The 25,179-nt window shown below is 70.4% G+C and carries 27 protein-coding genes; 19 read left to right on the forward strand and 8 right to left on the reverse strand.

The window, feature by feature from the left end:
- The first annotated feature begins 1 nt into the window (after nt 1).
- From leuD to ACFQ7C_RS17295, 5 genes are all read left to right on the forward strand, one after another.
- A complete protein-coding gene (leuD, locus tag ACFQ7C_RS17275) occupies nt 2–598 on the forward strand; it encodes a 3-isopropylmalate dehydratase small subunit (RefSeq protein ID WP_378904009.1) in 597 nt (198 codons plus the stop codon).
- A gap of 74 nt (nt 599–672) precedes the next feature.
- Nucleotides 673–2,055: a UDP-N-acetylglucosamine 1-carboxyvinyltransferase gene (murA, locus tag ACFQ7C_RS17280; protein ID WP_378904012.1), complete on the forward strand. Its 1,383-nt coding sequence runs from the start codon at nt 673–675 to the stop codon at nt 2,053–2,055.
- Nucleotides 2,056–2,059: 4 nt separating this feature from the next.
- Nucleotides 2,060–2,824, forward strand: a complete 765-nt coding sequence (locus ACFQ7C_RS17285) for a lysophospholipid acyltransferase family protein (RefSeq protein WP_378904015.1) — start codon at nt 2,060–2,062, stop codon at nt 2,822–2,824.
- Complete coding sequence (locus ACFQ7C_RS17290; protein ID WP_378904018.1) at nt 2,814–3,950, forward strand: NAD(P)H-dependent glycerol-3-phosphate dehydrogenase; 1,137 nt, start codon at nt 2,814–2,816, stop codon at nt 3,948–3,950. The genes ACFQ7C_RS17285 and ACFQ7C_RS17290 overlap by 11 nt, the downstream gene beginning before the upstream one ends.
- Nucleotides 3,850–4,965: a D-alanine--D-alanine ligase family protein gene (locus tag ACFQ7C_RS17295; RefSeq protein ID WP_378904021.1), complete on the forward strand. Its 1,116-nt coding sequence runs from the start codon at nt 3,850–3,852 to the stop codon at nt 4,963–4,965. The genes ACFQ7C_RS17290 and ACFQ7C_RS17295 overlap by 101 nt, the downstream gene beginning before the upstream one ends.
- A 20-nt stretch (nt 4,966–4,985) precedes the next feature.
- Here the strand turns inward: ACFQ7C_RS17295 and ACFQ7C_RS17300 are convergent, their stop codons facing one another.
- On the reverse strand, nt 4,986–5,489 hold the full coding sequence (locus tag ACFQ7C_RS17300) for a DUF3515 family protein (protein WP_378904024.1): 504 nt from the start codon (nt 5,487–5,489) through the stop codon (nt 4,986–4,988).
- Between the two features lie 57 nt (nt 5,490–5,546).
- On the opposite strand from ACFQ7C_RS17300, the gene thiL reads away from it, so the two are divergent.
- Nucleotides 5,547–6,542 (forward strand): thiamine-phosphate kinase, encoded by a 996-nt coding sequence (gene thiL / locus ACFQ7C_RS17305; RefSeq protein WP_378904027.1) that lies wholly within the window; start codon nt 5,547–5,549, stop codon nt 6,540–6,542.
- Nucleotides 6,543–6,576: 34 nt separating this feature from the next.
- Nucleotides 6,577–7,947 (forward strand): serine hydrolase domain-containing protein, encoded by a 1,371-nt coding sequence (locus ACFQ7C_RS17310; RefSeq protein WP_378904030.1) that lies wholly within the window; start codon nt 6,577–6,579, stop codon nt 7,945–7,947.
- Here ACFQ7C_RS17310 and rsmD read toward each other — a convergent pair.
- On the reverse strand, nt 7,905–8,468 hold the full coding sequence (gene rsmD, locus ACFQ7C_RS17315; RefSeq protein WP_378904033.1) for a 16S rRNA (guanine(966)-N(2))-methyltransferase RsmD: 564 nt from the start codon (nt 8,466–8,468) through the stop codon (nt 7,905–7,907). The two genes, ACFQ7C_RS17310 and rsmD, sit on opposite strands and share 43 nt — an antisense overlap.
- A gap of 69 nt (nt 8,469–8,537) precedes the next feature.
- Between rsmD and ACFQ7C_RS17320 the strand changes: the two genes are divergently transcribed.
- From ACFQ7C_RS17320 to mutM, 6 genes are read left to right on the forward strand one after another with little or no spacing between them, the layout of a single operon-like run.
- The gene (locus tag ACFQ7C_RS17320; RefSeq protein WP_378904036.1) at nt 8,538–10,700 is read left to right on the forward strand and encodes an ATP-dependent DNA helicase RecG; all 2,163 of its coding nucleotides are present in this window, start codon (nt 8,538–8,540) and stop codon (nt 10,698–10,700) included.
- 41 nt (nt 10,701–10,741) lie between these two features.
- Nucleotides 10,742–11,239, forward strand: a complete 498-nt coding sequence (coaD, locus tag ACFQ7C_RS17325) for a pantetheine-phosphate adenylyltransferase (protein ID WP_378904039.1) — start codon at nt 10,742–10,744, stop codon at nt 11,237–11,239.
- A 41-nt stretch (nt 11,240–11,280) separates the two neighbouring features.
- The gene (locus ACFQ7C_RS17330) at nt 11,281–11,817 is read left to right on the forward strand and encodes a YceD family protein (protein ID WP_378904085.1); all 537 of its coding nucleotides are present in this window, start codon (nt 11,281–11,283) and stop codon (nt 11,815–11,817) included.
- Nucleotides 11,818–11,850: 33 nt separating this feature from the next.
- The gene (rpmF, locus tag ACFQ7C_RS17335; RefSeq protein WP_045297913.1) at nt 11,851–12,060 is read left to right on the forward strand and encodes a 50S ribosomal protein L32; all 210 of its coding nucleotides are present in this window, start codon (nt 11,851–11,853) and stop codon (nt 12,058–12,060) included.
- Nucleotides 12,061–12,079: 19 nt separating this feature from the next.
- Nucleotides 12,080–12,781 (forward strand): ribonuclease III, encoded by a 702-nt coding sequence (gene rnc, locus ACFQ7C_RS17340; RefSeq protein ID WP_378904043.1) that lies wholly within the window; start codon nt 12,080–12,082, stop codon nt 12,779–12,781.
- A complete protein-coding gene (gene mutM, locus ACFQ7C_RS17345; protein ID WP_378904046.1) occupies nt 12,774–13,721 on the forward strand; it encodes a bifunctional DNA-formamidopyrimidine glycosylase/DNA-(apurinic or apyrimidinic site) lyase in 948 nt (315 codons plus the stop codon). Before rnc ends, mutM begins: the two co-directional genes overlap by 8 nt.
- Nucleotides 13,722–13,745: 24 nt before the next feature.
- On the opposite strand, the gene ACFQ7C_RS17350 is transcribed toward mutM, so the two are convergent.
- Both ACFQ7C_RS17350 and ACFQ7C_RS17355 read right to left on the reverse strand, forming a co-directional pair.
- Nucleotides 13,746–14,852 carry a GNAT family N-acetyltransferase gene (locus ACFQ7C_RS17350; protein WP_378904049.1) on the reverse strand — a complete coding sequence of 369 codons (1,107 nt, stop codon included), beginning with the start codon at nt 14,850–14,852 and terminating at the stop codon, nt 13,746–13,748.
- Nucleotides 14,845–15,927, reverse strand: a complete 1,083-nt coding sequence (locus ACFQ7C_RS17355; RefSeq protein WP_378904052.1) for a GNAT family N-acetyltransferase — start codon at nt 15,925–15,927, stop codon at nt 14,845–14,847. Before ACFQ7C_RS17355 ends, ACFQ7C_RS17350 begins: the two co-directional genes overlap by 8 nt.
- Nucleotides 15,928–16,239: 312 nt before the next feature.
- Here ACFQ7C_RS17355 and ACFQ7C_RS17360 point away from each other — a divergent pair, with 312 nt between their 5' ends.
- The gene (locus tag ACFQ7C_RS17360; protein WP_378904055.1) at nt 16,240–16,593 is read left to right on the forward strand and encodes a potassium transporter Trk; all 354 of its coding nucleotides are present in this window, start codon (nt 16,240–16,242) and stop codon (nt 16,591–16,593) included.
- Nucleotides 16,594–16,602: 9 nt separating this feature from the next.
- Here the strand turns inward: ACFQ7C_RS17360 and ACFQ7C_RS17365 are convergent, their stop codons facing one another.
- Complete coding sequence (locus ACFQ7C_RS17365) at nt 16,603–17,214, reverse strand: zinc-binding alcohol dehydrogenase (RefSeq protein WP_378904058.1); 612 nt, start codon at nt 17,212–17,214, stop codon at nt 16,603–16,605.
- Between the two features lie 152 nt (nt 17,215–17,366).
- Here ACFQ7C_RS17365 and purM point away from each other — a divergent pair, with 152 nt between their 5' ends.
- Genes purM through ACFQ7C_RS17380 form a run of 3 tightly spaced genes read left to right on the forward strand, consistent with a single transcriptional unit; the run spans nt 17,367 to nt 21,296 of the window.
- On the forward strand, nt 17,367–18,518 hold the full coding sequence (gene purM / locus ACFQ7C_RS17370; RefSeq protein WP_378904061.1) for a phosphoribosylformylglycinamidine cyclo-ligase: 1,152 nt from the start codon (nt 17,367–17,369) through the stop codon (nt 18,516–18,518).
- Nucleotides 18,519–18,553: 35 nt separating this feature from the next.
- On the forward strand, nt 18,554–20,014 hold the full coding sequence (gene purF, locus ACFQ7C_RS17375) for an amidophosphoribosyltransferase (RefSeq protein ID WP_378904064.1): 1,461 nt from the start codon (nt 18,554–18,556) through the stop codon (nt 20,012–20,014).
- Between the two features lie 43 nt (nt 20,015–20,057).
- The gene (locus ACFQ7C_RS17380; RefSeq protein ID WP_378904067.1) at nt 20,058–21,296 is read left to right on the forward strand and encodes a CynX/NimT family MFS transporter; all 1,239 of its coding nucleotides are present in this window, start codon (nt 20,058–20,060) and stop codon (nt 21,294–21,296) included.
- Nucleotides 21,297–21,375: 79 nt separating this feature from the next.
- Here ACFQ7C_RS17380 and ACFQ7C_RS17385 read toward each other — a convergent pair whose 3' ends face one another.
- Nucleotides 21,376–21,573, reverse strand: coding sequence for a DUF3073 domain-containing protein (locus tag ACFQ7C_RS17385; RefSeq protein WP_203580981.1), 198 nt, complete (start codon nt 21,571–21,573; stop codon nt 21,376–21,378).
- A gap of 168 nt (nt 21,574–21,741) precedes the next feature.
- Between ACFQ7C_RS17385 and ACFQ7C_RS17390 the strand changes: the two genes are divergently transcribed.
- Complete coding sequence (locus ACFQ7C_RS17390; RefSeq protein ID WP_378904070.1) at nt 21,742–22,281, forward strand: universal stress protein; 540 nt, start codon at nt 21,742–21,744, stop codon at nt 22,279–22,281.
- A gap of 168 nt (nt 22,282–22,449) precedes the next feature.
- Here the strand turns inward: ACFQ7C_RS17390 and ACFQ7C_RS17395 are convergent, their stop codons facing one another.
- Both ACFQ7C_RS17395 and ACFQ7C_RS17400 read right to left on the reverse strand, forming a co-directional pair.
- Nucleotides 22,450–23,058, reverse strand: coding sequence for a PadR family transcriptional regulator (locus tag ACFQ7C_RS17395; protein ID WP_378904073.1), 609 nt, complete (start codon nt 23,056–23,058; stop codon nt 22,450–22,452).
- Between the two features lie 3 nt (nt 23,059–23,061).
- Nucleotides 23,062–24,006: a DUF4097 family beta strand repeat-containing protein gene (locus ACFQ7C_RS17400; RefSeq protein ID WP_378904076.1), complete on the reverse strand. Its 945-nt coding sequence runs from the start codon at nt 24,004–24,006 to the stop codon at nt 23,062–23,064.
- Nucleotides 24,007–24,190: 184 nt separating this feature from the next.
- Here ACFQ7C_RS17400 and ACFQ7C_RS17405 point away from each other — a divergent pair, with 184 nt between their 5' ends.
- Entirely contained in the window at nt 24,191–24,973 is a 783-nt protein-coding gene (locus ACFQ7C_RS17405; protein ID WP_378904079.1) for a MerR family transcriptional regulator, read from the forward strand.
- Nucleotides 24,974–25,179: the final 206 nt, after the last annotated feature.

A 25,179-nucleotide genomic window follows, 5' to 3' on the forward strand; every position in this document is an offset into this window, starting at 1 on the left:
CATGGACAAGTTCACGACGCACACCGGCATCGCCGCGCCCCTGAAGCGATCGGCGGTCGACACGGACCAGATCATCCCCGCGGTGTACCTCAAGCGTGTCACCAAGACCGGCTTCGAGGACGCCCTGTTCGCCAGCTGGCGGCAGGACCCCGAGTTCGTGCTCAACCAGCCGGCGTACGCAGGCGCGAGCATCCTCGTCGCCGGCCCCGACTTCGGCACCGGCTCGAGCCGGGAGCACGCGGTGTGGGCGCTGCGCGACTTCGGCTTCAAGGTCGTGCTGAGCCCGCGGTTCGCCGACATCTTCCGCGGGAACGCGGGCAAGCAGGGGCTGGTCGCCGGAGTGATCTCCGAGGCCGACCTCGAGGCCGCGTGGGCCGCCATCGAGGCCGATCCCGGCGTGTCGATGACGGTCGACCTCGGGGCGCGGACGGCGACGATCGGCGCGCTGGAGCTGGCTTTCGAGATCGATGATTACACTAGGTGGCGGCTTCTCGAAGGGCTCGACGACATCGGGCTCACGCTGCGCGACGAAGACAAGATCGCGCAGTTCGAGGCTCGCCGAGAGGCGTGGCGGCCGCGGACACTGCCCGTTCCGTAGGCCGGGCCGGGAGCCCAGACCCCGGGCCCCCGACCGTCGTAAGCCCCCTCTGCACACCAAGTGAGGACCACCGGATGAAGCCGCTCCTGAACGTCGCCGCCGGCGAAAGCGCCACTGCCGAAGCGGGAGAGCAGGAAGCGACCGGCGAAGTCCTGGCGATCCGGGGCGGACGCCCGCTGACCGGCCGCGTCGAGGTGAAGGGCGCCAAGAACCTCGTGACCAAGGCGATGGTCGCGGCGCTGCTCGGCGAGACCGTCAGCACGCTGCGCGACGTCCCCGACATCAGCGACGTCCAGGTGGTCCGCTCGCTGCTCGAGGTCCACGGCGTGCGCGTCTGGGACGGCGACGAAGAGGGCACGATCCACTTCGACCCCAGCGGCGCCGTCGCGGCCCATTTCGAGGCCATCGACGCGCACGCCGGGGCATCCCGCATCCCGATCCTGTTCTGCGGGCCGCTGCTGCACCTGCTCGGCGAGGCGCTCATCCCCGATCTCGGCGGATGCCGGATCGGCGACCGGCCGATCAACTTCCACATGGACGCGCTCCGCGCGTTCGGCGCCGTCGTCGACAAGAGCTACGAGGGCATCCGCATCACGGCGCCCAACGGGCTGCACGGGGCGAACATCGAGCTGCCCTACCCCAGCGTCGGCGCGACCGAGCAGGTGCTCCTGACCGCGGTGCGCGCCAAGGGCGTCACGGAGCTGCGCAACGCCGCCATCGAGCCCGAGATCATGGATCTCATCGCGGTGCTCCAGAAGATGGGCGCGATCATCTCGTACGAGCCGAACCGCGTCATCTTCATCGAGGGCGTCGAGTCGCTGCGGGGCTACGATCACCGCGCGATCTTCGACCGCAACGAGGCCGCCTCGTGGGCGTGCGCGGCGCTGGCCACCGACGGCGACATCTTCGTCGGAGGCGCGCGCCAGCAGGAGATGCTGACCTTCCTCAACGTCTTCCGCAAGGCCGGCGGCTGGTTCGACGTCCGCGAGGACGGCATCCAGTTCCGCCGCGGCGGGGCGCTCAAGCCCGTCGTCGTCGAGACGGACGTGCACCCCGGCTTCATGACGGACTGGCAGCAGCCGCTCATCGTCGCGCTGACGCAGGCGGAGGGCGAGTCGACCGTCCACGAGACGGTGTACGAGAACCGGCTCGGCTTCACCGAGGCGCTGAACCTCATGGGCGCCGACATCGTGGTGCACCGGGACGGCATCGACGCGCCCGGGCGCCGCGTTCCGCGACGCGCCCTCGAGCAGGCCGCCGTCATCAACGGCCCCACTCCGCTGCACGGCGCCGACGTGGTCGTCCCCGACCTGCGTGGCGGCTACAGCTACGTGATCGCGGCACTGGCGGCGGAGGGCGAGTCGATCGTGCGCAATGTCGGCATCATCCGTCGCGGCTACGAGAAGTTCTTCGCCAAGCTCGAACAGCTCGGCGCCGACTTCGACGTCATCGGATAAACCGGTGGCCACCGATCGTCCGCGCGCGTCGGCCGAGAAGACGCGACCGAGCGCCTTCTGGCCACTGGCCGGCCTCCTCGTGCCGCTCCTGAGCCTGCTCTTCAAGCTGGAGATCGAGGACGGCAGGAAGCTCCCGCGCGACGGCGCCTACGTCCTCGCCCCGAACCACATGAGCGAGATCGATCCGCTTGTCGTCGCCCTCGCCGTGTGGCGCCTGGGCCGGGCGCCACGGTTCATGGCGAAGGAGAGCCTGTTCCGCGTGCCGGTGCTGGGCTGGGTCCTGCGCATCACGGGGATGGTGCCGGTCGCCCGGGCGACTTCCGCCGCCGCGGCACGGGCGACGCTCGAGGCATCCGAGACCCTCGTGCGGCACGGCCGCGGGGTCATCGTCTACCCCGAGGGCTCGCTCACCCGCGAACCGGGTCTCTGGCCCATGCGGGGCAAGACCGGCGCGGTCCGTCTCGCGCTGGCCGGCGGCATCCCGGTCATTCCGATGGCGCAGTGGGGCGCCCAGCAGGTGCTCCCTCGCTACGGCAAGCTGAAGCTCTGGCCGCTGCGCCGCCGCGTCCGCGTGATCGTCGGCGACCCGGTCGACCTCTCGGCATACGCCGGCTCCGCCTCGTCTCAGACGGCCCTCGTCGAAGCGACGGACGCCGTCATGGCTGACATCTCCGGCCTCCTGTCGAAGCTGCGCGGCGAACCCGCCCCGGAACAGCGGTGGAACCCGGCCGATCACGGCCAGAAGGAGACGGGCCGCCTTGAGCCGTAGGCAGGATGCCGCGCGCCCGCGCGTCGCCGTCGTCGGCGCGGGCAGCTGGGGCACGACGTTCGGCAAGATCCTCGCCGACGGCGGCGCCCACGTCACCATGTGGGCGCGCCGCCCCGAGCTCGCGAGCGAGATCCAGGAAGGCAAGCGCAACAGCGAGTACCTCCCCGGCATCAACCTGCCGCGCGACATGCACGCCACCCACCACCTGTCCGAGGCGCTCGAGGGCGCCGAGCAGGTCTACCTGTCGATCCCGAGCCAGGCGGTGCGCCAGAACCTCAAGGCGGTGCGGCCGCTGATCTCGCAGAGCGACGCGCCGATCGTGTCGCTCATGAAGGGCGTCGAGCGGCGCACGGGCCTGCGCATGAGCCAGGTGATCGAGCAGGAGCTGCACTGCGATCCCGCCCGCATCGCGGTCGCGTCCGGGCCGAACCTGGCGCTCGAGATCGCTCGTGAGCAGCCGACTGCCGCCGTCATCTCGTCGACGAGCCAGGAGACCGCCGAGGCCGTCGCACGCCGCGCGCGCAACGCCTACTTCCGCACGTTCGTCAACACGGACGTGATCGGCACGGAGTTCGGCGGCGTGCTGAAGAACCTCATCGCGGTGGCGATCGGCATCGTCGACGGTGTCGGCTACGGCGAGAACACCAAGGCCTCGATCATCACGCGCGGCCTGGTCGAGATGACGGACTTCGCCGTCGCGTTCGGCGCGCAGCACGAGACGCTGCAGGGTCTTGCCGGACTCGGCGACCTCATCGCGACGTGCCAGTCGCCCCTCAGCCGCAACAACACCGCCGGGCGACTGCTCGGGCAGGGCTATCGCTTCGACGACGTCGTCAAGCAGATGAACCAGACGGCGGAGGGGCTCGCGTCCGTCGCGCCCATCCTTCAGCTGGCGCGGGAGGTGGGCGTGCAGATGCCCATCGTCGAGCAGGTGAAGATGGTGCTCGACGGCACCATGAACCCCCGCGACATCGCGCCGCATCTCACGACGGACGACGACACCCCCCAGGGCGAGAGGACGACGAATGGACAAGCCGGCGGTGGCGGTGCTCTTTGGCGGTCGATCCAGCGAGCACTCGATCAGTTCCGCAACGGCGGGCGGGGTGCTGCGGGCGATCGACCGTGACAGCTACCGCGTGATCCCCGTCGGGATCACGCGCGACGGCGTGTTCGTGCTCGAGGACGACGATCCCGACAAGTTCGCGCTCGACGCGGAGCGGCTTCCCGAGGTCGTCGACAACGGGACCCGCGTGCTGTGGCCGGAGGTCGGCGACCGCGAGCTGCGCGTGCGCCGCGGCGACGGGTCCGTCGACGAGCTGGGCGCCCTCGACGTCGTCCTTCCGATCCTCCACGGAGTGCACGGCGAGGACGGCACGATCCAGGGCTTCTTCGACACGCTCGAGATCCCCTACGCGGGTGGCGGCGTCCTCGATTCTGCGCTGTGCATGGACAAGCACTTCATGAAGATCGTCCTGCAGGCAGCCGGCGTGCCGGTGTCGCCGTGGGTGACGGTCACCCGCGAGCGCTGGGAGCGAGACCCGGAGGGCGTGCGAGCGGATGCTGCGGCCCTCGGTGAGCCGTCCTTCGTGAAGCCTGCGCGCGCGGGCTCGAGCGTCGGCGTCTCGAAGGTCCACGCCGCGTCCGAGCTCGACGCGGCCCTCGCCCTCGCGTTCGCCGAGGACGACAAGGTGCTCATCGAGTCGGCGATCGTCGGCCGCGAGGTCGAGGTCGCGATCCTCGAAGGTCGCGGCGGAGCCGAGCCGCGCGCATCGCTGCCCGGCGAGATCGTCCTCACGACGCGCGAGTTCTACGACTTCGAGGGAAAGTACCTCGGCGGCGACGGCGCCGAGGTCGTGTGCCCGGCCGACCTCGCCGACGAGGAGATCGCAGCGATCCAGGATCTCGGCATCCGTGCGTTCCAGGCCGTCGACGGCAAGGGGCTCGCGCGCGTGGACTTCTTCCTCGCGGCCGACGGGCTCTACGTCAACGAGCTCAACACGATGCCGGGCTTCACGCCGATCTCGATGTTCCCCAAGTGCTGGATCGCGTCGGGGATGTCGTACCCGGAGCTGATCACCGAGCTCATCGACACGGCGCTGGAGCGTGCCGGCGTGAAGGCCGGGGCGCCCGCAGCACGCTGAGCCGCGGCCGCCGTCCAGCCTCAGGGGGCGGGCGTCGACTCGCCGCGCTCGAGGCACTGCCCGTCGGCGGGGAGCACGCTCACGATCGGCGACAGGGCGTCGAGCACGTCGCGGCTGGACACGCCGTCGCCGTTCTCGTCGGCGGTCGTGTCGAGGTAGATCTCCACGGCGGGCGTGCGGCCGAAGGTGGTCACGCGGAAGCGGGGGGCGTCGGAGTCGTCGATGATCCAGTCGACGCCGGCCACGTCCTGGCAGGGAAGGGTCGTCGGGCCGGGCGGTTCGACGCCGCACGTCAGGAGCACCTTCGAGTCTCCGGGTTCGCCCCATGCGCCGGTCGCCTGGGCGTCGGTCCACAGCCGTGCCTGGCCGCTCACCGTGCCCGGGAGGTTCGAGGTGACCTCCGCGCAGAGCGGGTCGTTCGCCGCCTCCGCGGGATCGAGGTCGACCGTCGTGGTGCATCCCGTCAGCCCGACGGCGGCCACCACGGTGAGCCCGAACGCAACCAGGGAGGGGAGAGCACGCACCATCCCAGGCTAACCCGGCGGCGCGGCCCGGATCGTCCGCACCGGTAGCGTGGACATGTGGTCGACGAGCGCACGGATCCGACGGTGGGGGAGCTCAGCGAGGGACGCATCCTGCGTCGCATCCTGGAGCGGCTGGGCGAGTCGAACGCCCTGGTGGGGCCCGGCGACGACGCCGCCGTGATCGCCGCCGCCGACGGACGCGTCGTGGCCACGGTCGACACGCTGGTACACGGTCCCGACTTCCGTCTCGCCTGGTCGAGCGCGTTCGACCTGGGCTACAAGGCCGCCGCCGTCAACCTCGCGGACGTGGCCGCCATGGGCGCAACGCCCACCGCACTGCTCGTCGCCCTCGCGATGCCCGATGCGACGCGGCTCTCGTTCGTCACCGGCATCGCCGACGGCCTGCGCGCCGCGTGCCGCGACCTCGCGCCGGGATGCCGTGTCGAAGGCGGCGATCTGACCGTCTCCGAGACCCTGACGATCGCGGTCACGGCGCTCGGCGCGCTGGCCGGTCGCGCGCCGGTGCTGCGCTCGGGAGCCGAGCCCGGCGACGTCGTGGCCGTGGCGGGCGAGCTCGGCCGCGCGGCGCGCGGTCTCGGCATCCTCTTCGAGCGGTTCACGGATGCTGCGGGCCACCCGATCCCGGTCGACGAGAGCCTCCTCGAGCACGCGGAGCTGGCGGATCTCGAGGCGCAGCTGCGTCCGTCGCCTCCCGTGTGGCTCGGCCCCGAGGCGGCGGACGCGGGCGCGACCGCGATGATGGACGTGTCGGACGGCCTCGTGCTCGACGCGTCGCGCATGGCCGCGGCATCCGATGTCACGATCGCCCTCGAGTCGGCGGCGCTCGGATCCGACGTGGCGTCGGCCCTGGCGGGCGGGGAGGATCACGCGCTCCTCGCGGCCTTCCCGGCGAACCGCCCGCTGCCGCACGGCTTCGTCCGCGTGGGGATGGTGCGGGTCCGCGGTGACGACGCCGTGCTCGTCGACGGACGGCCCCACGACGGACGCGGCGGCTGGGATCCCTATCGCGACTGGGACGCGGGCACCGGATGACCCGCGTGTCGCCGGCGCCCGCTACGGTGACTCCGTGACCCACCTTTTGCCCCGCTCGACGCCTGAGCGCCAGTCCGTGCGGTCCGCCGCGATCTCACGCCTGATCGCCGCGCTCGACGGGATCTCGCACATCCACACGCTCACCGTTGTGCGCCACGGGCACGTCGTCGCCGAGGCGACGTGGGCGCCGTACGAGCGGGAGGTGCCGACCGCCATGTACTCGGTGAGCAAGAGCTTCACGTCGATCGCGGTCGGCCTCGCCGTCGCGGATGGTCTCCTGACCGTCGACGATCGGGTGGTCGACCTCCTCCCTGACATGGTTCCCGAGCAGCCGTCCGGCCACCTCGCAGCGCTCCGCGTGCGCCATCTGCTGACCATGACCACGGGGCACGTCGTCGAACCACCGCTGGAGGACGCCGACTGGGCGCGGGCGGCCCTCGACGCCGAGCTGACGCGCGAGCCGGGGACGCACTGGATGTACAACACCCCGGCGACGCACCTGCTGTCGCAGGTCCTCCAGAGGCTCACCGGCCAGCGGCTCGTGGACTACCTCGCGCCCCGCCTCTTCGAGCCGCTCGGATTCCGGCGTCCCGAATGGCGGCAGAGCCCGACGGGAGTCGATGCGGGCGGATTCGGCCTGTCGATCCGCCCGGAGGAGCTCGCGGTGTTCGGCCAGCTGCTGCTGCAGCGCGGCCGGTGGGAAGGGAGACAGCTGGTGCCCGCCGCCTGGATCGACGCGGCGACGAGCCGCCAGGTCGCGAACGATCCCGGCGACGGCGACTGGAATCAGGGCTACGGGTACCAGTTCTGGCGCTGCCGTCACGACGCCTACCGCGGCGACGGGGCGTTCGGGCAGTACGTGGTGGTCCTTCCCGAGTTCGATGCCGTCGTCGCGATCACGGGAGGCCTGCCCGACATGCAGGAGCCGCTCGACGCGATCTGGGACGCGCTGCTGCCGGCGTTCGACACCGACGCGGCCCCGGAGGACGTCGTCGCAGCGACACCGATTGCCGCGATCGACGGCGGGTCGCGCCACGCCGCGGTCGCGCACGAGTATGAAGGTCCGCTGCGCGCGATCCGCGTGGAGGACGGGCTGCTTGCGATCGACGGCTGGGAGCTGCCGTGGGTTCCCGGCTCGTGGTCGATCGGTGCCTTCCCGCCCGATCCGACGGCGGATCGCTTGTGGTACGGCGACCGGGTCGCCGTGTCGGGTGGGTGGAGCGGTGAGACGTTCCGTGCCGACCTGCGTCTGCTCGGCGACGCGACGACGTTCCACCTCCAGCTGGAGGCCTCAGGGCACCTGCGGATCACTCGCGACGTCGGGTTCGACGGCACCGATGTCTGGGAGGGGGAGCCCCGGAATCAGCCGGCGGTGGTCGCCCACCACATCGCGGTGTCTCCGTAGCGCTTCGAGCGCGTGGCGACGAGCCCGTCGGGCAGGCTCGGTTCGGGGGAGCGCGCCGCGCGTTCGACGATGACGTCGGCGCCCGCCGACAGCACGGGGACGAGCAGCGCGAGTGTCGACGACAGCTCCGTCTCCCCGACGTCGTACGGCGGATCGAGGAAGACCAGATCGAACGGCCCTCGCGTCGAACGGAGAAACGCATCGGCCGACGTGCGATGCACGCGGATCGCCGCATCCGCTCCGACGGCCTTCGCCACGCGGCTCGCGTTGCGCTGCACGATGGTGGCGGCCCGCGGCGACTTCTCGACGAGGTCGGCGGATGCCGCACCGCGACTGACCGCCTCGAGCCCGAGTGCGCCCGAGCCGGCGTAGAGATCGAGCACGGCGGCCCCGCGGAGGGCGTCGGCGGACTCCAGCGCGCCGAAGAGGGACTCGCGCACCCGGTCGCTGGTGGGTCGGGTGCCGGCGTCCGGCACGTCGAGCACGAGCGAGCCCGCACGGCCGGCGATGATGCGCGTCACGCTCTCACGATATCGGTCTGCCCGGTCGGCATAGCGCGGGACGTCTCCGGTCGCTCCTAGACTCGTGGCGTGGCCTCCTTCACCCTCGACTCGAGCCTCGGCGGCGCGATCGGCGGGAAGACTGCTGCCGCGCTCGAGCGTGCGTTCGGCATGAAGACGGTCGGCGACCTGCTCGTCCACTATCCCCGCCGCTATGCCCGCCACGGCGAGCTGACGCCGATCTCTACACTGCCGCTCGGCGAACCGGTGACCATCGTCGCCGAGGTTCGCCGCGTCAGCGAACGCCGCATGAAGAACCGGAACGGGTCGCTGCTCGAGGTCGTGATCAGCGACGGCAACGGCGAGATGTCGCTGACCTTCTTCAACCAGTCGTGGCGGGCGCGCGACCTGCAGCCCGGCAGGCAGGGCATCTTCGCGGGCAAGGTGGGCATCTACAAGGGCGCGCAGCAGCTCGCCCATCCCGACTACGAGCTCTTCGAGGACGCCGACACGGCACGGATGAAGGTGCAGGCGAACGCAAACCTGCCGATCCCGATCTATCCGGCGACGAGCACCGTCGCCAGCTGGCAGCTGCAGAAGACGGTGGAGCTCGTCCTCGACGGTCTGGGCGAGGTCCCCGAGCCGCTCACCGACGAGCTGCGCGCACGGCACGGCCTCATCGGGGCACGCAGCGCGATCGAGCGCATCCACCGCCCCGATGATTTCGACCAGATCGAGCCTGCGCGCGCGACACTGCGCATGCAGGAGGCCTTCGTCCTTCAGGTGGCGCTTCTGCAGCAGCGGCAGTTCGTGCGCGCGCTCTCGGCGACGAGCCGCGCGCCCGGAGACCTCCTCGAGCGGTTCGACGCGGCGCTGCCGTTCCCGCGGACCCCCGACCAGGTGACGGTCGGCGACGACGTCGCGCGCGACCTGCAGGGCGACTGGCCCATGAACCGCCTCGTCCAGGGCGAGGTCGGCTCGGGGAAGACGCTGGTCGCGCTGAGGGCGATGCTGCAGGTCGCACAGTCCGGCGGCCAGTCGGCGCTCATCGCGCCCACCGAAGTCCTCGCGGCGCAGCACGTGCGCTCGATCGCACGGATGCTGGGGCCGAAGCTCGCTCCCGAGCTCATGCCCACGCTCCTCACCGGGCAGCTCCCGGCGGCCGAGCGGCGCAAGGCGGCGCTGCGCGCCGCGTCGGGACAGGCGCTCATCGTCGTCGGCACGCACGCCCTGCTCAGCGAGAGCACGACCTTCGCCGACCTCGGCCTGGTCGTGGTCGACGAGCAGCATCGCTTCGGCGTCGAGCAGCGTGAGTCGCTGCGGGCGAAGGGCTCGTCGCCGCACGCCCTGGTGCTGACCGCGACGCCCATTCCGCGCACCGTCGCGATGACCGTCTTCGGCGACCTCGACGTGTCGACCATCCGCACCATGCCCGCCGGCCGCGCCGGCATCGAGACGTACGTCGCGCCGTTGGCGGAGCGCTCCAGCTGGTTCGGGCGGGTGTGGGAGCGCATCGCCGAAGAGGTCGCACAGGGCCGTCAGGTGTTCGTGGTGTGCGCCGCCATCGACGCGGAGAAGCTCACCAAGGACGACACGGCCGACGAGCCCGCCGGCGATACGGGCGGCGAGGCGAGCAGGACTCGCTGGGGCGTCGTCCAGGTGGCCGACCTGCTGTCGCGGCATCCGTCCTTCTCGGACATCCGGGTCGAGATCCTGCACGGCAAGATGCCGTCGGACGAGAAGGACGCCGTCATGCAGGCCTTCGCACGAGGAGACGTCGACGTGCTCGTCGCGACCACCGTGGTCGAGGTCGGCGTCGACGTCCCCAATGCCTCGACGATGGCGATCCTCGAAGCCGATCGGTTCGGCGTCTCGCAGCTGCACCAGCTGCGCGGACGCGTCGGGCGCGGCGGGATTCCCGGGCTCTGCCTGCTGGTGACCGAGGCGCCGCTGGGCACACCGGCGCGCGAGCGCGTCGAGGCGGTGGCATCGACACTCGACGGCTTCGCCCTCGCGGAGATCGACCTCGAGCTCCGCGGTGAGGGCGACGTGCTCGGCGACGCGCAGTCGGGCGCGCGTTCGTCGCTGCGGCTGCTTCGGGTCGTGAAGGACGCCGACATCATCTCCGAGGCCCGTGTCGCCGCCGAGCAGGTGCTCGCCGACGACCCCGCGCTGATGCGCCATCCCGGACTCGCGGCCGCGCTCGAGCGCAACGTCGGTGTGGCCGAACGAGCCGCGCTCGCCAAGAACTGACGCGTCGGGCCGGCTTCGCGCAGCCCAGTAGGCTGGTCGACATGAGCAGCCGGATCGCCGTCGTCCCGGGATCGTTCGATCCGCCGACCCTCGGTCATCTGGACGTGATCCGCCGTGCGGCCTCGCTGTACGACCAGCTCCACGTGCTGGTCGTGCACAACCCCGGCAAGGAGGCGATGCTGCCCATCGCGCAACGCCAGTCGCTGCTTGAGCAGTCGATCTCCGAGGGCGAGATCGACGGGGACGTGATCGTCGCATCGTGGAGCATGGGACTGCTCGTGGACTACGCGACCGACGTCGGGGCCGGCGTCCTGGTGAAGGGCATCCGCTCTCAGGTCGACGTGGCGTACGAGACGCCGATGGCGATCGTGAACCGCCACCTCGCGCACGTCGAGACCGTGTTCCTGCTGCCCGATCCCGCACACGCACTCGTGTCGAGCTCGCTCGTGCGCCAGGTCGCATCCCTCGGGGGCGACGTGTCGCCGTACGTGCCGCCGGCGGTGGCGCGCTTCCTCGACACCGGCGCGCGCGGCATCTGACCAGGAACCGCGGCTAGGCTGGAGCCGTGGTCAGAAAGCATGTGACGGGTCCGTTCGTCCTCCCGGTCCGAGACATCGCCCACCGGTCCGGAGAGATGCGCGAGCACACGCTCGAGGTCCCCGCTCCCGAGAAGTGGGGCGAGGGTCTGGTCGCCGTCGCCGAGGGTGAGCCCATCGTGCTGGACGTGCGGCTGGAGTCGGTGCACGAGGGGATCCTCGTCTCCGGAGACGTCGACACCGAGTACACCGGAATCTGCAGCCGATGCCTCATGGACATCGCCGAGGGGCTCAAAGTCGAGTTTCAGGAGCTTTTCGCGTATCCTGGGGAGGAAGAAACTGACTTCGAGGTTCAAGACGACCACGTGGATCTTGAAACTCTGGTCAGGGAAGCGGTCGTCCTGTCGCTTCCGTTTCAGCCGGTGTGCCAGCCGGATTGCCCCGGACTCGATCCGGTCACGGGTGAGCGACTGGCCGAGAACGCCGGAACGCCGCAGAGCGAGCCTCTCGATCCACGATGGGCCGCGCTCCAGGACTTCACCACGAGCCACGACGACGAAGCACCGCGCCCCCGCGGTTGACAGCGGCGTCGAGAACACAGAAGAGAGCTAGCCATGGCAGGTAACCCCCCGAAGCGGAAGGTCTCCCGCTCCAACACCCGCTCGCGTCGCGCGCAGTGGAAGGCCGAGGCCCCCACGCTCGTCAAGACCGTCGAGAACGGCAAGACCGTCTACAGCCGTCCGCACCAGGCGAAGGTCGTCACCGACTCGCAGGGCACCGAGCTGTTCCTCGAGTACAAGGGCCGCAAGGTCGCCGACGTCTGATCGTCGCGCACGGTCTGACGTGACAGACGTCGCAGCGGAGCGCAACACGCTCTCAGACCTCACACAGAAGCTCGGAGTCGATATCGACCCCGAGCTTCTGTCGCTGGCGCTGACGCACCGCTCGTGGGCGTACGAGAACGGACAGGTTCCGCACAACGAGCGTCTCGAGTTCCTCGGCGACTCCGTGCTCGGCCTCGCCGTGACGGTGCGCCTGTTCACCGGTCACCCCGAGCTCGAGGAGGGCGCTCTCGCGAAGCGGCGCGCCAGCGTCGTCTCCACGGTCGCCCTCGCCGAGATCGCCCGTGGCATCGGGCTCGGCGCGCACCTCAAGCTCGGGCGCGGCGAGATCCTCACCGGCGGACGCGACAAGGATTCGATCCTCGCCGACACGATGGAGGCCATCTTCGGGGCTGCGTACCTGTCGACGGGATCGGATGCTGCGACCGGCCTCGTGCTGCGTCTCGTGGAACCCCTGCTCGCTGATCCCGAGCGCTACGGCGCCGCGATGGATCCGAAGACCGCGCTGCAGGAGCTCGCCGCGCACGGCGGGCTGCTGCCTCCGGCGTACGCCGTGACGTCGACCGGACCCGATCACGATCGTCGCTTCACCGCGACCGTGACGGTGGGCGAACTCACCGCCGAGGGTGCGGGGACCAGCAAGAAGCACGCCGAGATGGCCGCCGCGCTCCGGGCGTGGCGCGAGCTCAGCGGGCGTGCCTGAGCTTCCCGAGGTCGAGGTCGTCCGCGCCGGCCTCGCCCCCGCCATCACCGGCGCTCTCGTGGTGGGCGTCACCGTGCTCGATGAGCGCGCACTCACGCGGCACTCCGGCGGCGGCGCGGACTTCGAGGCGCGTCTCACCGGCCGCGTCGTCAGCGCGGCCGCGCGACGCGGCAAATTCCTCTGGCTTCCGCTGCAGCCGGATGCCGACGCCGACCCTGCCACAGAGGCGGTCGTCGGCCATCTCGGCATGAGCGGGCAGATGCTCCTGCGGGCCCCCGGCTCCGCGACCGAGCGGCACGAGCGTGTGCGCATCGACCTCGCGCACCCCGTGCACGGCGAGCTCGCCGTCGTGTTCGCCGACCAGCGCACCTTCGGCTCGCTCGCGATCGACGGCCTGATCGCCACCCCCGACGCGGCACCCGGCGGCCAGGGGTGGGGCGAGGCATCCGTCCCCGCGCAGGTGGCGCACATCGCGCGGGACCCGCTGGACCCGGCCTTCTCGGACGCCGGCTTCCGACGCGCGCTTGCGCGCAAGGACTCGGCGATCAAGCGCGTGCTGCTGGACCAGACGGTGGTCAGCGGGGTGGGCAACATCTACGCGGACGAGTCGCTCTGGGCGGCCCGGATCCATCCCGAGACGTCCGCCCGCGATCTGGCGACCCGCGCGGTGAACCGCCTGCTCGGCGAGGTGAGGCACGTGCTCGAGAAGGCGCTGGCCGAAGGCGGCACCAGCTTCGACGCGCAATACGTCAACGTCAACGGACAGGCGGGCTACTTCGCCCACTCGCTCAACGCGTACGGCCGCACCGGGGAGCCCTGCCCCCGATGCGGCCGTCCGATCGTGCGCGTGTCGTTCACGAATCGCTCGAGTCACTTCTGCGCGCACTGCCAGCGGACGCCGCGCCCGGGTGTGGACGGACCGAGCGCGGCGCACGTCTGAGTCAACGCGAGTGTGCGTGGCTGCTCACAGCTCGAGCACCTTCTTCCACGCGCCCGCGTACGAGGCCGGCACGAAGCCGATGGTCTCGTTGATGTCGAGCATGTGGCGGTTCTCCTCGGCATTGAACGTGGACACCCGTGGCGACTCCGGCACCAGGTCGCGCCAGCGCAGCAGGTTCGCACACTTGACGATCGTGCCGAGGCGGTGACCACGGTGCTCCTTGACGACCAGCGTGCCGTACTGCTGCGTCGCACCGGAGCGGTCCTCGCCGATCACGAGCTCGTTGTAGGCGGCGACCCGACCGGTGGGAACATGGAGCACGGCGGCCACCGACACGGTCAGCCCTTGGGCCTTCAGCCGGGCGTCACGACGCTCGACGCGCGCGGCGTCCCAGTGCTGCTCGTCGATCACGAGGCCGCCGGCCGGCACATCCGTCGACATGCGCGACAGCGCGTACGCGAAGCCGTCGACGTACTCCGGCGGAGTCGGCGACGTCCACTGGATCGACCTGTACTCGTCTCCCGCGACCGCGACCGCGACGGCTTCGGCGAGCATGCGCTCGACGAGGGCGAAGTCGCCGGTGAGGTCGAAGACGCTGTTGCGCTCCACCTGCTCGAGCGTGAAGCCGCTCGCCAGCTGGAACCTCGTCTGCGCGTCGTCGGCAGGGATCGCGCCCCAGCCCGTGGAAGGCTGAAGCCGCGGGCCCGCAGCATCCGGTCGATGAAGCGTCCAGGTCTGGATCGTGGCGAGCCCGCGCTCGCGCGCTTCCCGCTCGACCTCGGCGAGCAGCAGCTCCTCGAGACCACGACCGCGGTGCGGGGGATCCACCATGAGGTCGAATTCGACCGTGCTGGCGTCCTCCTCGTTCGAGATCATGAGCTTCACGGCGCCGAGCACCTGTTCTCCGCGCACCGCGGCGAATCCGAGCTGGGTCCAATCGGTCTGGTCCTGCCAGAACCCGAGCATCTCGTCGGGCTCCTCGTGCAGGTAGTCGTGTCCGGCGTCCTCGAGGCAGACCGCGTTCGCGATCCGCACCATCTCGAGGAAGACGCCGGCGTCACCGGCATCCGCCGTCTCGGGGACGACGATCCGCCGGACGGTCACCACGTCGGTTTCGGCCAGGTCAGTCATCGAGCACCTTCTTCCATGCGCCTTCGTACGCGATCGGCGCGAAGCCGATCGCCTCGTTGATGTCCAGCATGGGCCGGTTCTCCTCTGCGTTGTAGGTGATGACGCGCGCCGAGTGCGGTGCGACGTCGCGCCAGGACAGCAGTCCGGCGCATTTCACGAGCGTTCCGAGCCTGTGCCCGCGGTGCTCCTTGAGGACGAGGGTGTCCTCCTGGTGGGTCGCCTCCGTGTGGTCCTTGCCGATGACCAGCTCGTTGAACGCACACAGCTCACCGGTCTCGATGTGCTGTGCGGCGGTGACCTGGATCGTGCGGCCGGTCGACGTGTACTTCTCGTCGTGCTCGGCGATGCGTGCGGCGTCCCACGTCTCCTCGTCGAACTCGAGCGCGGCAGCCGGAGCGTCGGTCGACATGCGCGACTTCATCCAGGCGTACCCGGCGATGTACTCGTCGGGCGTCGGTGCGAACCACTGCACGAGCCGGTACGCGGGAGATGCGGCGCGAGCCTGGGCGAGCAGCCGCTCGACATCGTCGAACGAGCCGGTGAGGTCGAAGGCGCTGTTGCGTTCGATCTGCTCGAGCTTGTACCCGTGACGCAGGTAGAACCGGGCGACGTGGTCCTCGGGGATCTCGCCGAAACCGGTCGGCGGCGCCAGCTGCGGCCCCGGTGCGGCCGGGTGCTCGGCCCACGACTGCAGCACCGAGCGGCCGTGCTCGCGGGCCGTGCGCTCGACGAGCTCGTAAGCCGCCGAGCCGATGCCGCGGCCCCACGTCGCGCGCAGCAGCTCGATGAGCCAGAAGGCGGCCTTCGAGCCCTCCTCGTGCGGGATGTCGACGCCGATGCGGCCGATGATCTCGCTGTCGTCGACGATCGCCCAGCTCAGGCGGGTCTCGTACTCGCTCGGCTGGTAGTGGGGGAGCAGCTCGTCGGCCGCGATGCGGTGGTCGTCGTGGCCCGAGATCTCGCGGTAGATGAGGTTGCGTACGCGGACCATCTCGACGAAGTCGGCGGCGTCCGGTGCGTCGATGGTGGCGGGAACGACGAGGGGGCGGAACTCCACCCCGGTGATGGTGGTCATGTCGATGCGTCCTTGCGGTGTCGATGCGTGTGGCTGAGGGGTGCGGTCCGGCGCCCCCCGGGGGGGGGGGGGCCCCGGGGGCCGGCCCCCCGGGGGGGGGGGGCGGGGGGGGGCCCCCGCCTCACTCCGTCGCAGGCGCGCGCCCGCCGCACCCGCGATGTTCGTTCGTCACATATGTACGCCGCTGCACGGATTTCGCGTGCATTCGTGACGAACGAACACGGGAGGGGCGGGGCGACAGCGCGCGGCGAAAAGGGCGAGGGACGCGAAGGAGCGGACACGCAGGCGCGCCGACGGTGGGACAATGGGTGCATGCCGGAGCACAGCCAGGACCGCATCGAGACCGTGCGCGTACGCCGCGCTCCGAAGATCTCGGTGTTCCTGATCCTCGGCGCACTGATCGGCGTCTTCGTCGCGATGATCCTCACGTTCGCCTTCAACGGCACGGCCGAGGTCAGTCCCAACACCGGCGTCATGTACTCGCAGGGTCAGGTGTTCGGGTTCCTCGCGCTCATCTGCGCGCCGATCGGCCTGGCGCTCGGCGGCATCCTCGCGCTGATCCTCGACCGCCGCTCGCGACGGCACACGCATGAGGTCGTCGTCGACCACGAGCAGGTGCACGTCGATCCGGAGCCCGGCACGAACGGCCACGGCCCGGCGCACTGAGGCCGGGGTCTACGCCAGCTCGGCGATGATCGGGTGGATCGCGGCGTCGAAGGCCGCGACATCCCCCCGCAGGCCGTCGGTGACGGCGATCGTCAGCGACCCGATCCACCACACCCCGCGCTGACTCAGCGGCAGCACCTGCACGTTGAGCTCGAACGAGTGGGCGCGGCGGCCGACCTGCCGCTCGTGCTCGGCGATCGCGCCGGCATAAGCGCGGTACGCGGTACCCGAGCTGTGCGACGCCTCCTTGCGGTACCGCGCGTGCGCCGACTGCGCGAACGCCACGGCCTCGACCGCGTGCGGCTCGAAGGCCGCGCGCAGCTCGTCGCAGCCCTCGATCGGCAGGGCGAGCGCCGTGTCGAACCCGTCGACGAGGTCGAGGGGCACCGGCGAGGGGTGCGCCTGCGGCTCGACCGTCATCGCCCAGAACTCGCGCCACTGCCGTTCAAGCAGCGCCTGCGCCTCTTCGGACCGGTCGTTCGCGCGAGGCGGGATCCCGCGCAGGTGCGGCAGCTCTTCCGGAGAGCGGATGCCGAGCACCTGGCGCAGATAGAGCGCGAGGAGAACCGGCTGACCGGCGTCTTCGCGGATCAGCCACTCCGGAGCACCGGCGCCGCCCATGCGGCCATTGTAGATCCGGGCATCGACGTCGCGGCCGGGAAACCGCGACCCGACGACCCGCGCCCTCCTCGTCGTGAACCGATTCACAGGCGGGAGCGCAGGAGGCTGACACGCGGCATCCGTCCAGGTGGGTCGCCGGTAGGCTGGTAGCCGTGGCCTCATCCGAACACGATGCCCCCTCCCGCCCCGCACAGCCTGTGAACCCCTACCAGGCTGCGGGCGTCGACACCGCCGCCGGCGACCTCGCCGTCGAGCTGATGAAGTCGGCGGTGCGGCGCACCCACGGCCCCGAGGTGCTCGGGGGCGTCGGCGGCTTCGCCGGACTCTTCGATGCGACCGCGTTCAAGGCCTATGACAAGCCGCTGCTGGCCACCAGCACCGACGGCGTCGGCACGAAGGTCGCCATCGCGCAGGCCATCGACAAGCACGACACCATCGGGCAGGACCTCGTCGGCATGGTCGTCGACGACATCGTCGTGGTCGGCGCGAAGCCGCTGTTCATGACCGACTACATCGCGTGCGGCAAGGTGTTCCCCGAGCGCATCGCCGACATCGTCCGCGGCATCGCCGAGGGCTGCTCGGCCACCGGCACGGCCCTCGTCGGCGGCGAGACCGCCGAGCACCCGGGCCTGCTGGGCGTCAACGACTACGACGTCGCGGGCGCCGCGACCGGCATCGTCGAGGCGTCGCGCGTGCTGGGCGCCGAGCGGGTGCGCGAGGGCGACGTCGTCCTGGCGCTCGCGAGCTCGGGCCTGCACTCCAACGGCTACTCGCTGGTGCGGCACATCGTGGCGGGTTCCGGCATCCAGTACGGAGACAACGCCGCCGACTTCGGCACGACATGGGGCGAGGCCCTGCTCGAGCCGACCCGCCTCTACACGCTGCCGCTGCTGCGCCTCATCACCGAGACGGGCGACGCGGTGCACTCCCTCAGCCACGTCACCGGCGGCGGCATCGCCGCGAACCTCGCGCGCGTGCTCCCGCAGGGCACCTGGGTCGAGGTCGACCGCTCGACGTGGTCGCCGTCCCCCGTGTTCCGCGTCCTCGCCGACCTCGGCGACCTCGAGCTCGAGGCGACCGAGGGCACCTGGAACCTCGGCATCGGGTTCCTCGCGGTCGTCGCCTCCGACAAGGCCGAGGCCGCAGCATCCGCTCTCTCCCGTGAAGGCATCGCAACGTGGCAGGTGGGTGTCGTGCACACCGGCGACCGCCCCGCCGACGGCCACTGGGAGCAGGGCGCCAAGGGCGTCGACGGCGGCGCCGTGCGCCTCGTCGGCGCGTACGCAGACCACGCGGCTCGCTGAGCCGAGTCAGAACACAGCAGGAGCAGGCAACACCCATGTGCGGAATCGTCGGAATGGTGGGCCGCGGGTCCGTCAACCAGGAGATCTACGACTCCCTCCTCCTCCTCCAGCACCGCGGCCAGGACTCGACCGGCATCTCGACCGCCGAGCGCAACGGCGTCGTGCACATGCACAAGGTCAAGGGGCAGGTGCGCGAGTCGTTCCGCACGCGTGACATGCGCGCGCTCCTCGGCGAGATCGGCCTGGGCCACGTGCGCTACGCGACCAAGGGCACGGCGTCGAACGAGGAAGAGGCGCAGCCCTTCTACGTGAACGCGCCCTACGGCATCGTGCTGGTGCACAACGGCAACCTCACGAACACGCGCGAGCTCACCGAGGAGCTCTTCCACAAGGACCGCCGCCACCTCAACACGTCGTCCGACACGGAGCTGCTCGTCAACGTCCTCGCGAACGAGCTGCAGTCGTCGATCTCGAGCCTCGAGCTCGACCCGGCGCAGGTGTTCCAGGCCGTGACCCGCGTGCACGAGCGCGTCGAGGGCTCGTACGCCGCGATCGCGCTCATCGCGGGCTACGGCCTCCTCGCGTTCCGCGACCCTTTCGGCATCCGCCCCCTCATCCTCGGCACGCGCAAGCACGAGGACGGCCACTACGAGTGGGTCGTCACGAGCGAGTCGCTGGTGCTCGAGAACGGCGAGTTCGAGGTCGTGCGCGACGTCGATCCCGGCGAGGCCGTGTTCATCGACCTCGACGGCAACCTGCACACCCGCCAGTGCGCGACCGACCCGCAGCTCGTGCCGTGCTCGTTCGAGTACGTGTACCTCGCGCGTCCCGACTCGGTGATGAACGGCATCTCGGTGTACGAGGCACGGCTGCGCATGGGCGACCGCCTCGCCGACACCATCGCGAAGTACACCCCGCGCGAGGCCATCGACGTCGTCATGCCGATCCCCGACTCGTCGCGCCCCGCGGCCATGCAGGTGGCCCGCAAGCTCGGCGTCGAGTACCGCGAGGGGTTCTACAAGAACCGCTACGTCGGCCGCACGTTCATCATGCCGGGCCAGGCCGCGCGCAAGCGCAGCGTGCGCCAGAAGCTCAACGCCATGTCGAGCGAGTTCAAGGGCAAGAACGTGCTCCTCATCGACGACTCCATCGTGCGCGGCACGACGTCGAAGGAGATCATCCAGATGGCACGGGATGCCGGGGCCAAGAGCGTCACGTTCGCCTCGGCCGCGCCGCCCGTGCGCTACCCGCACGTCTACGGCATCAACATGCCGTCGCGTCACGAGCTCGTCGCCCACGGCCGAACGATCCCCCAGATCGCGGAGGAGCTCGGCGCCGACTTCGTCGTCTACCAGGAGGTCGAAGACCTCAAGGCCGCGATCCTCGAGGGCTCCGACGTCGACGACCTCGACATGAGCTGCTTCGACGGCCGCTACATCACCGGCACCGTCACCGACGAGTACCTCGCCTGGGTCGAGGGCTCGCAGGAGTCCTGAGACCGCGGGCCGAGGCATCCGCTCCCGCCCGTAGGGTGGATAGGTGACGTCGTCTCCTGCCCGCCCGCTCTGGCAGGGGAGGACCCTCGCGCTCGTCGGCATCGTGCTGTTCGCGTTCTCGCTGCGCTCGGCCGTCGCCTCGCTGTCGCCCCTCTACGACCACATCGCGGCGGACTTCGCCGTCCCGCCGGCGGTGATCGGGCTCATCGGCACGGCGCCGCCGGTGTGCTTCGCGATCTTCGGCCTGCTGACGCCCGCGCTCGAACGCCGGTTCGGACTCGAACGCCTGGCCGTCGCGGCGATGGCGGTCGTGACGGTCGGATTGGTGGCGCGCAGCTTCGCGCCGAGCTGGGGACTGCTGCTCGCCGGCACCGCGCTGGTGTTCGCCGCGGTCGGCACGGGCAACATCCTGCTGCCGCCGCTGGTCAAGCGCTATTTCCCCGATCGCATCGGGCTGATGACGACGATCTTCTCGACCACGATGGCGGTGTCGACCTTCCTTCCGCCCCTCATCGCGGTTCCGATGGCGGATGCTGCGGACTGGCACCTCTCGCTGGGCCTGTGGGCCGTCTTCGCCCTGGTGGCGATGATCCCGTGGATCGGTCTCGCGCTGCGCCACCGCGCGGCGCAGGCCGAGAAGGATGACGACGACTACGACGAGCCGAGCCCTCAGGCGTTCGGCCGCATGTGGCGGATCCCGCTCGCGTGGGCGCTGCTCGTCGCGTTCGCCGTGTCGAGCACGATCGCCTACACGTCGTTCGCCTGGATGCCCCAGCTGCTCGTCGACATCTCGGGTGTCACTCCCGCCACGGCGGGTGCGCTGCTGTCGCTCTTCGGATTCATGGGCCTGCCGGCATCCTTGGTGGTGCCGCTGCTGGTCACGCGCTGGAACGCCACCCGGATCCTCTTCGGGGTCGCGGTCGCGTGCGGGTTCGCCGGCATCGCCGGCTTCCTCTTCGCGCCGACGGCGGCGCCGTGGCTCTGGGTCGTGCTCCTCGGGCTCGCGCCCCTGCTGTTCCCGATGATCCTCGTGCTCCTCGGGCTGCGCACGCGCACGCACGAGGGCTCGGTCGCCCTGAGCGGGTTCGCGCAGAGCGGCGGCTATGCGATCGCGGCGGTGTTCCCGCTCGGCATCGGCCTGCTCCACGACGCGACCGACTCATGGACGGCCCCGCTCATCGTGCTGGCGGTCGTCGTCGCGGCCGCGATCCCCGCGGGGGTCGTCGCAGCGCGCCCCCACACGATCGAGGACGACTGGGAGCGCCGTCACGGCGCGTGGTGAGGCATCCGGCGCCTCGTGAGGCATCCGGGGTCGACGAACACCCGTCAGGCCGCCGAGGCGGCGGCCGACGCGGGAGGTGTTACGCCTGCGACGAAGACAGCGGCGAGGTCTCGTCCTCGTCTTCGTCGTTGTACTGGTCGGCCCACTTGTCGACGTACTCGTCCTCGCTGTGGTGACCGAGCTCGCGCTCGAGCGCGGAGTAGTTCACGTTGTACGTGTCGTACTTCAGCTCACGAGCGATCTTGGTGTGCTTCGCCTTCTGACGGCCACGCCCCATGCGAGACCCCCTCATTTAGGATCGCGGGCTATTTTGCGGGCTCTCAGCCTCGCAAACCCGGGCATTCACGAATCCGGCTTCGAACCGGTAAGAGTAGCATTCAGGATAACACGGAGCCCCCGCACCCCGGCGGTTCCGACGCCACCGGTGGACGAGGAGTGCGGACATATGACCGACGAGGCATCCGAGCCGGAAGGCGATGCGACGACCGATGAGAGCCTGCACGGCGCCGTGATCGCGGGTGTGATCCCCGACCAGTCGCCGCGCGTCCTGAAGGAGGCGGCGCGCTACGCGAAGCTCTTCCAGGTCCCCCTCGTCGTCGTGCATGTCGACGTCACGCGCTTCGTCACCTACGAGGACCCCGACGGGTACGTCCACTCGGCGCCCATCGACATCAACATCGCCGCCGGCGAGGGCGAGCTGACGAAGGTGCAGGATGCCGCGGCATCCGTTCTCGGCGAATCCGGTCCGGAATGGACCGTGCGCCAGCTCGTCGGCGACCCCGCGATGGCCATCAAGCACTTCGCCGACCAGATCGACGCGCGCCTGCTCGTCGTGGGCACCCGCAAGCGCGGCTTCGGCGAGTCGGTCCGCGAGTTCTTCACCGGCTCGGTCGGCGCGCGCCTGGCACACCGCCAGCACCGCCCGATCCTGATCGTGCCGCTCGGCGAGCCGGTTCCCGACGACGAGGAGATCTGGCCCGCCTGACCCGGCCTCCCCGGCGTCGCTGCGCCCGCCCCACCACGCGACCTCATTTCGCCGAGAGTGCAGCTGGTGGACGAGAGGTAGGGTGCTTCCCTCCCTCTCGTCCACCAGCTGTTCTCTCGCGGAGGTGCGACTCGTCGGACGAGCTCGGATGGGGTCGGATGCTGCGGCTCAGCCGCGCAGCGCGCGTGTCACGTCGCGGGCGACGCGGTCGAGCTCGCTCGCGACCTGGTCGACGATCGACGAGGCGAGCTCGCCGCCGCGGGCGACGTGGACGCGGACGTCACCGCGAACGTTGGCGCGGAACTCGTTCACGAGGGCGTCGAGCCGCTGCACCTGCTCGCGGCTGCGCACGCGCGGGTCGTCCTCGCGGGAGGGCTGCGGCGTGGTCTTGCGCTCTTCGCGAGAGGCGGCGGCGAGGTCGGCGCGAAGGCTCTTCATCGCCTCGCGGACGCTCCCGCGCACCTCGTCGGCGATGAGCCGCACCGAGTCGGCGAGGCCGGCCTCGATGCCCTCGAGCTCGCCGGCGCGTGACTGCACCTCGGCGTGGCCGGCCTCGGTGATCGCGTAGATGGTCTTACGGCCGTCGACGGTCTTGGTCACGAGACCTTCCTCCTCGAGCTTCGCGAGACGCGGATAGATGGTGCCGGCGCTGGGGGTGTAGGTGCCACCCGTGCGGTCCGACAGGGCCTGCATGATGTCGTAGCCGTGGCGCGGCCCCTCATCGAGCAGGTTCAGCAGATACAGGCGCAGGTCGCCGTGCGAGAAGACCGGGGCCATGGCTCACCACTCCTCTTCGTCGACGCCCGCGGCCTGAGCCGGCGCGCCGGGCGCCTGGCCAGCCTCGGCCTGCGCCGGCGCCGGCGCCGGCGCGTCGACGGAGGCCGGGGGCGCAGCATCCGTCACCGACGCGGCCGCGCGACGCAGCACCGTGATGTCGCCGGAGACGCTGTGGGCGCGCACGTCGGCGAAGCTGCCGCTGAGCTCGCCGACCGAGCCGGCGTAGTTGGTGGTCGGGCCCGTGCCGTTGCCCGAGCGCACGACGCCGTCGACCTGGACGCGGCCGCTGACGCTGCGGATGACGAAGTTGGCCGGGTGGCCCTCGTCGAGGCGCACGGTCGAGTTGCCGCTCACGGTGTTGAGGCCGACCGACAGGATGTCGCCGGTCGAATCGACCAGCGCGGCGCCCGAGACGGTGTCGATGGTGGCCTTGCGGAGGGTTCCGGTGGCGGCGACGTCGCCCGAGACGCTGTTGGCGTTGAGAGCTCCGACGAGCTCGCGCACCTGCACGTCGCCCGAGACGGCGTTGACCGAGACGTCGCCGGTGATGCCGTCGACGATGATGTCGCCCGACACGGTGTTGAGCGAGGCATCGGCCTGGAGGCCCGAGACGAGGGCGCTCGCACTGACGACGCCGAGGGTGAGGGCGACCTCGCGGGGGACCGCGACGCTGATCTCGGCCTTGGGGCCGGAGTTGCCGAAGTTGCGGAACACCTCGAGGAAGTTGTCCCAGCGCAGCTGCGGGTGGTCGATCTCGACGTGATCGTCGGCGACCTCGATGCGGAGGTCCTTGACGGTGACGTCGTGGACCTCGATGCGGATGCCGGGCTCGTCGTGGGCGATCACGTCGACCTGCCCGCCGACGAGTCCGATCTTGAGCGTGCGCACGGTCTCGATGTCGATGACGCGCGTCTCGCCCGGGTGGATGATCCACTTCTCCAGGGTCATGACTGCTTCTCCTGCGTATCTCTAGGGGGTGATCCGTATCGCGATATATCGCGTGATGCGAGAATAACACGATATATCGCGTCTGATCAAGATTCTCACTCGAATCCCGCTTGACTTTGACGCAACGTCAACATTTAGCGTGGTCATCACGACGAACCGACGACGAACGAGAGAGGAGGTCGTCATGGAGGAGGAGCAGGAGTGGTCGATCCAGCAGATCGCGAAGCTCGCCGGCACCACCAGCCGCACGCTGCGGCACTACGACGACATCGGCCTGCTCGCGCCGTCGAGCATCGGCCGCAACGGCTACCGGTACTACGGCCGGGCCGCGCTCGTGCGGCTGCAGCGCATCCTGCTGCTGCGCGAGCTCGGGCTCGGCCTGCCGCAGATCGCGGCGGTGATGGAGCGCGAGACCGGCGAGGTGCCGGCCCTCGAGGCGCACCTCGCGTGGCTCCGGCAGGAGCAGGACAGGCTGGCGCGGCAGATCGCGTCGGTCGAGAACACGATCAGTGCAGTGAGAGGGGGTGAACGACTGATGGCAGAGAACATGTTCGACGGCTTCGACCACACGCAGTACAAGGACGAGGTCGAACAGCGCTGGGGAAAGAAGGCATACGCGGACAGCGACCGCTGGTGGCGCTCGATGGGCGCCGACGAGAAGGCCGCGTGGCAGCAGCGCGCCTCGGACCTCGGCCGTGACTGGATCGCGGCCGCGGAATCCGGGATCGCCCCCGACAGCGACGAGGCCCAGGCTGTCGCGAAGCGCCACGTCGAGTGGCTGACCGGCATCCCGGGAACCCCGGCGGCGGCGCCCGGCGGCGACGTCAAGGGCTACGTGATCGGCCTCGGCGAGATGTATGTGGCCGACCCGCGGTTCGGCGCGAACTACGCGACGAGCCAGGGCGGCACGCAGGGCGCCGAGTTCGTGCGCGACGCGCTCCGCGTCTACGCGGAGGCGAACCTGTAGCCCTCTTCGCTCGCCGGTAGCCCTCTTCGCTCACCTGTCGCGATGTGCTGGCGCGACCGGCATTTCGTGACAGGTGAGCAGGAAGAACGCCGACGGCGAGAAGACAGAAGAACGCCGACGGCGAGAAGACAGAAGAACGCCGACGGCGAGAAGACAGAAGAACGCCGACGGCGAGACGACAGACGGATGCTGCGGCCACCAGTGGC

The sequence above is a fragment of the Microbacterium sp. NPDC056569 genome (genome assembly GCF_042793475.1).
Classification (GTDB): domain Bacteria; phylum Actinomycetota; class Actinomycetes; order Actinomycetales; family Microbacteriaceae; genus Microbacterium.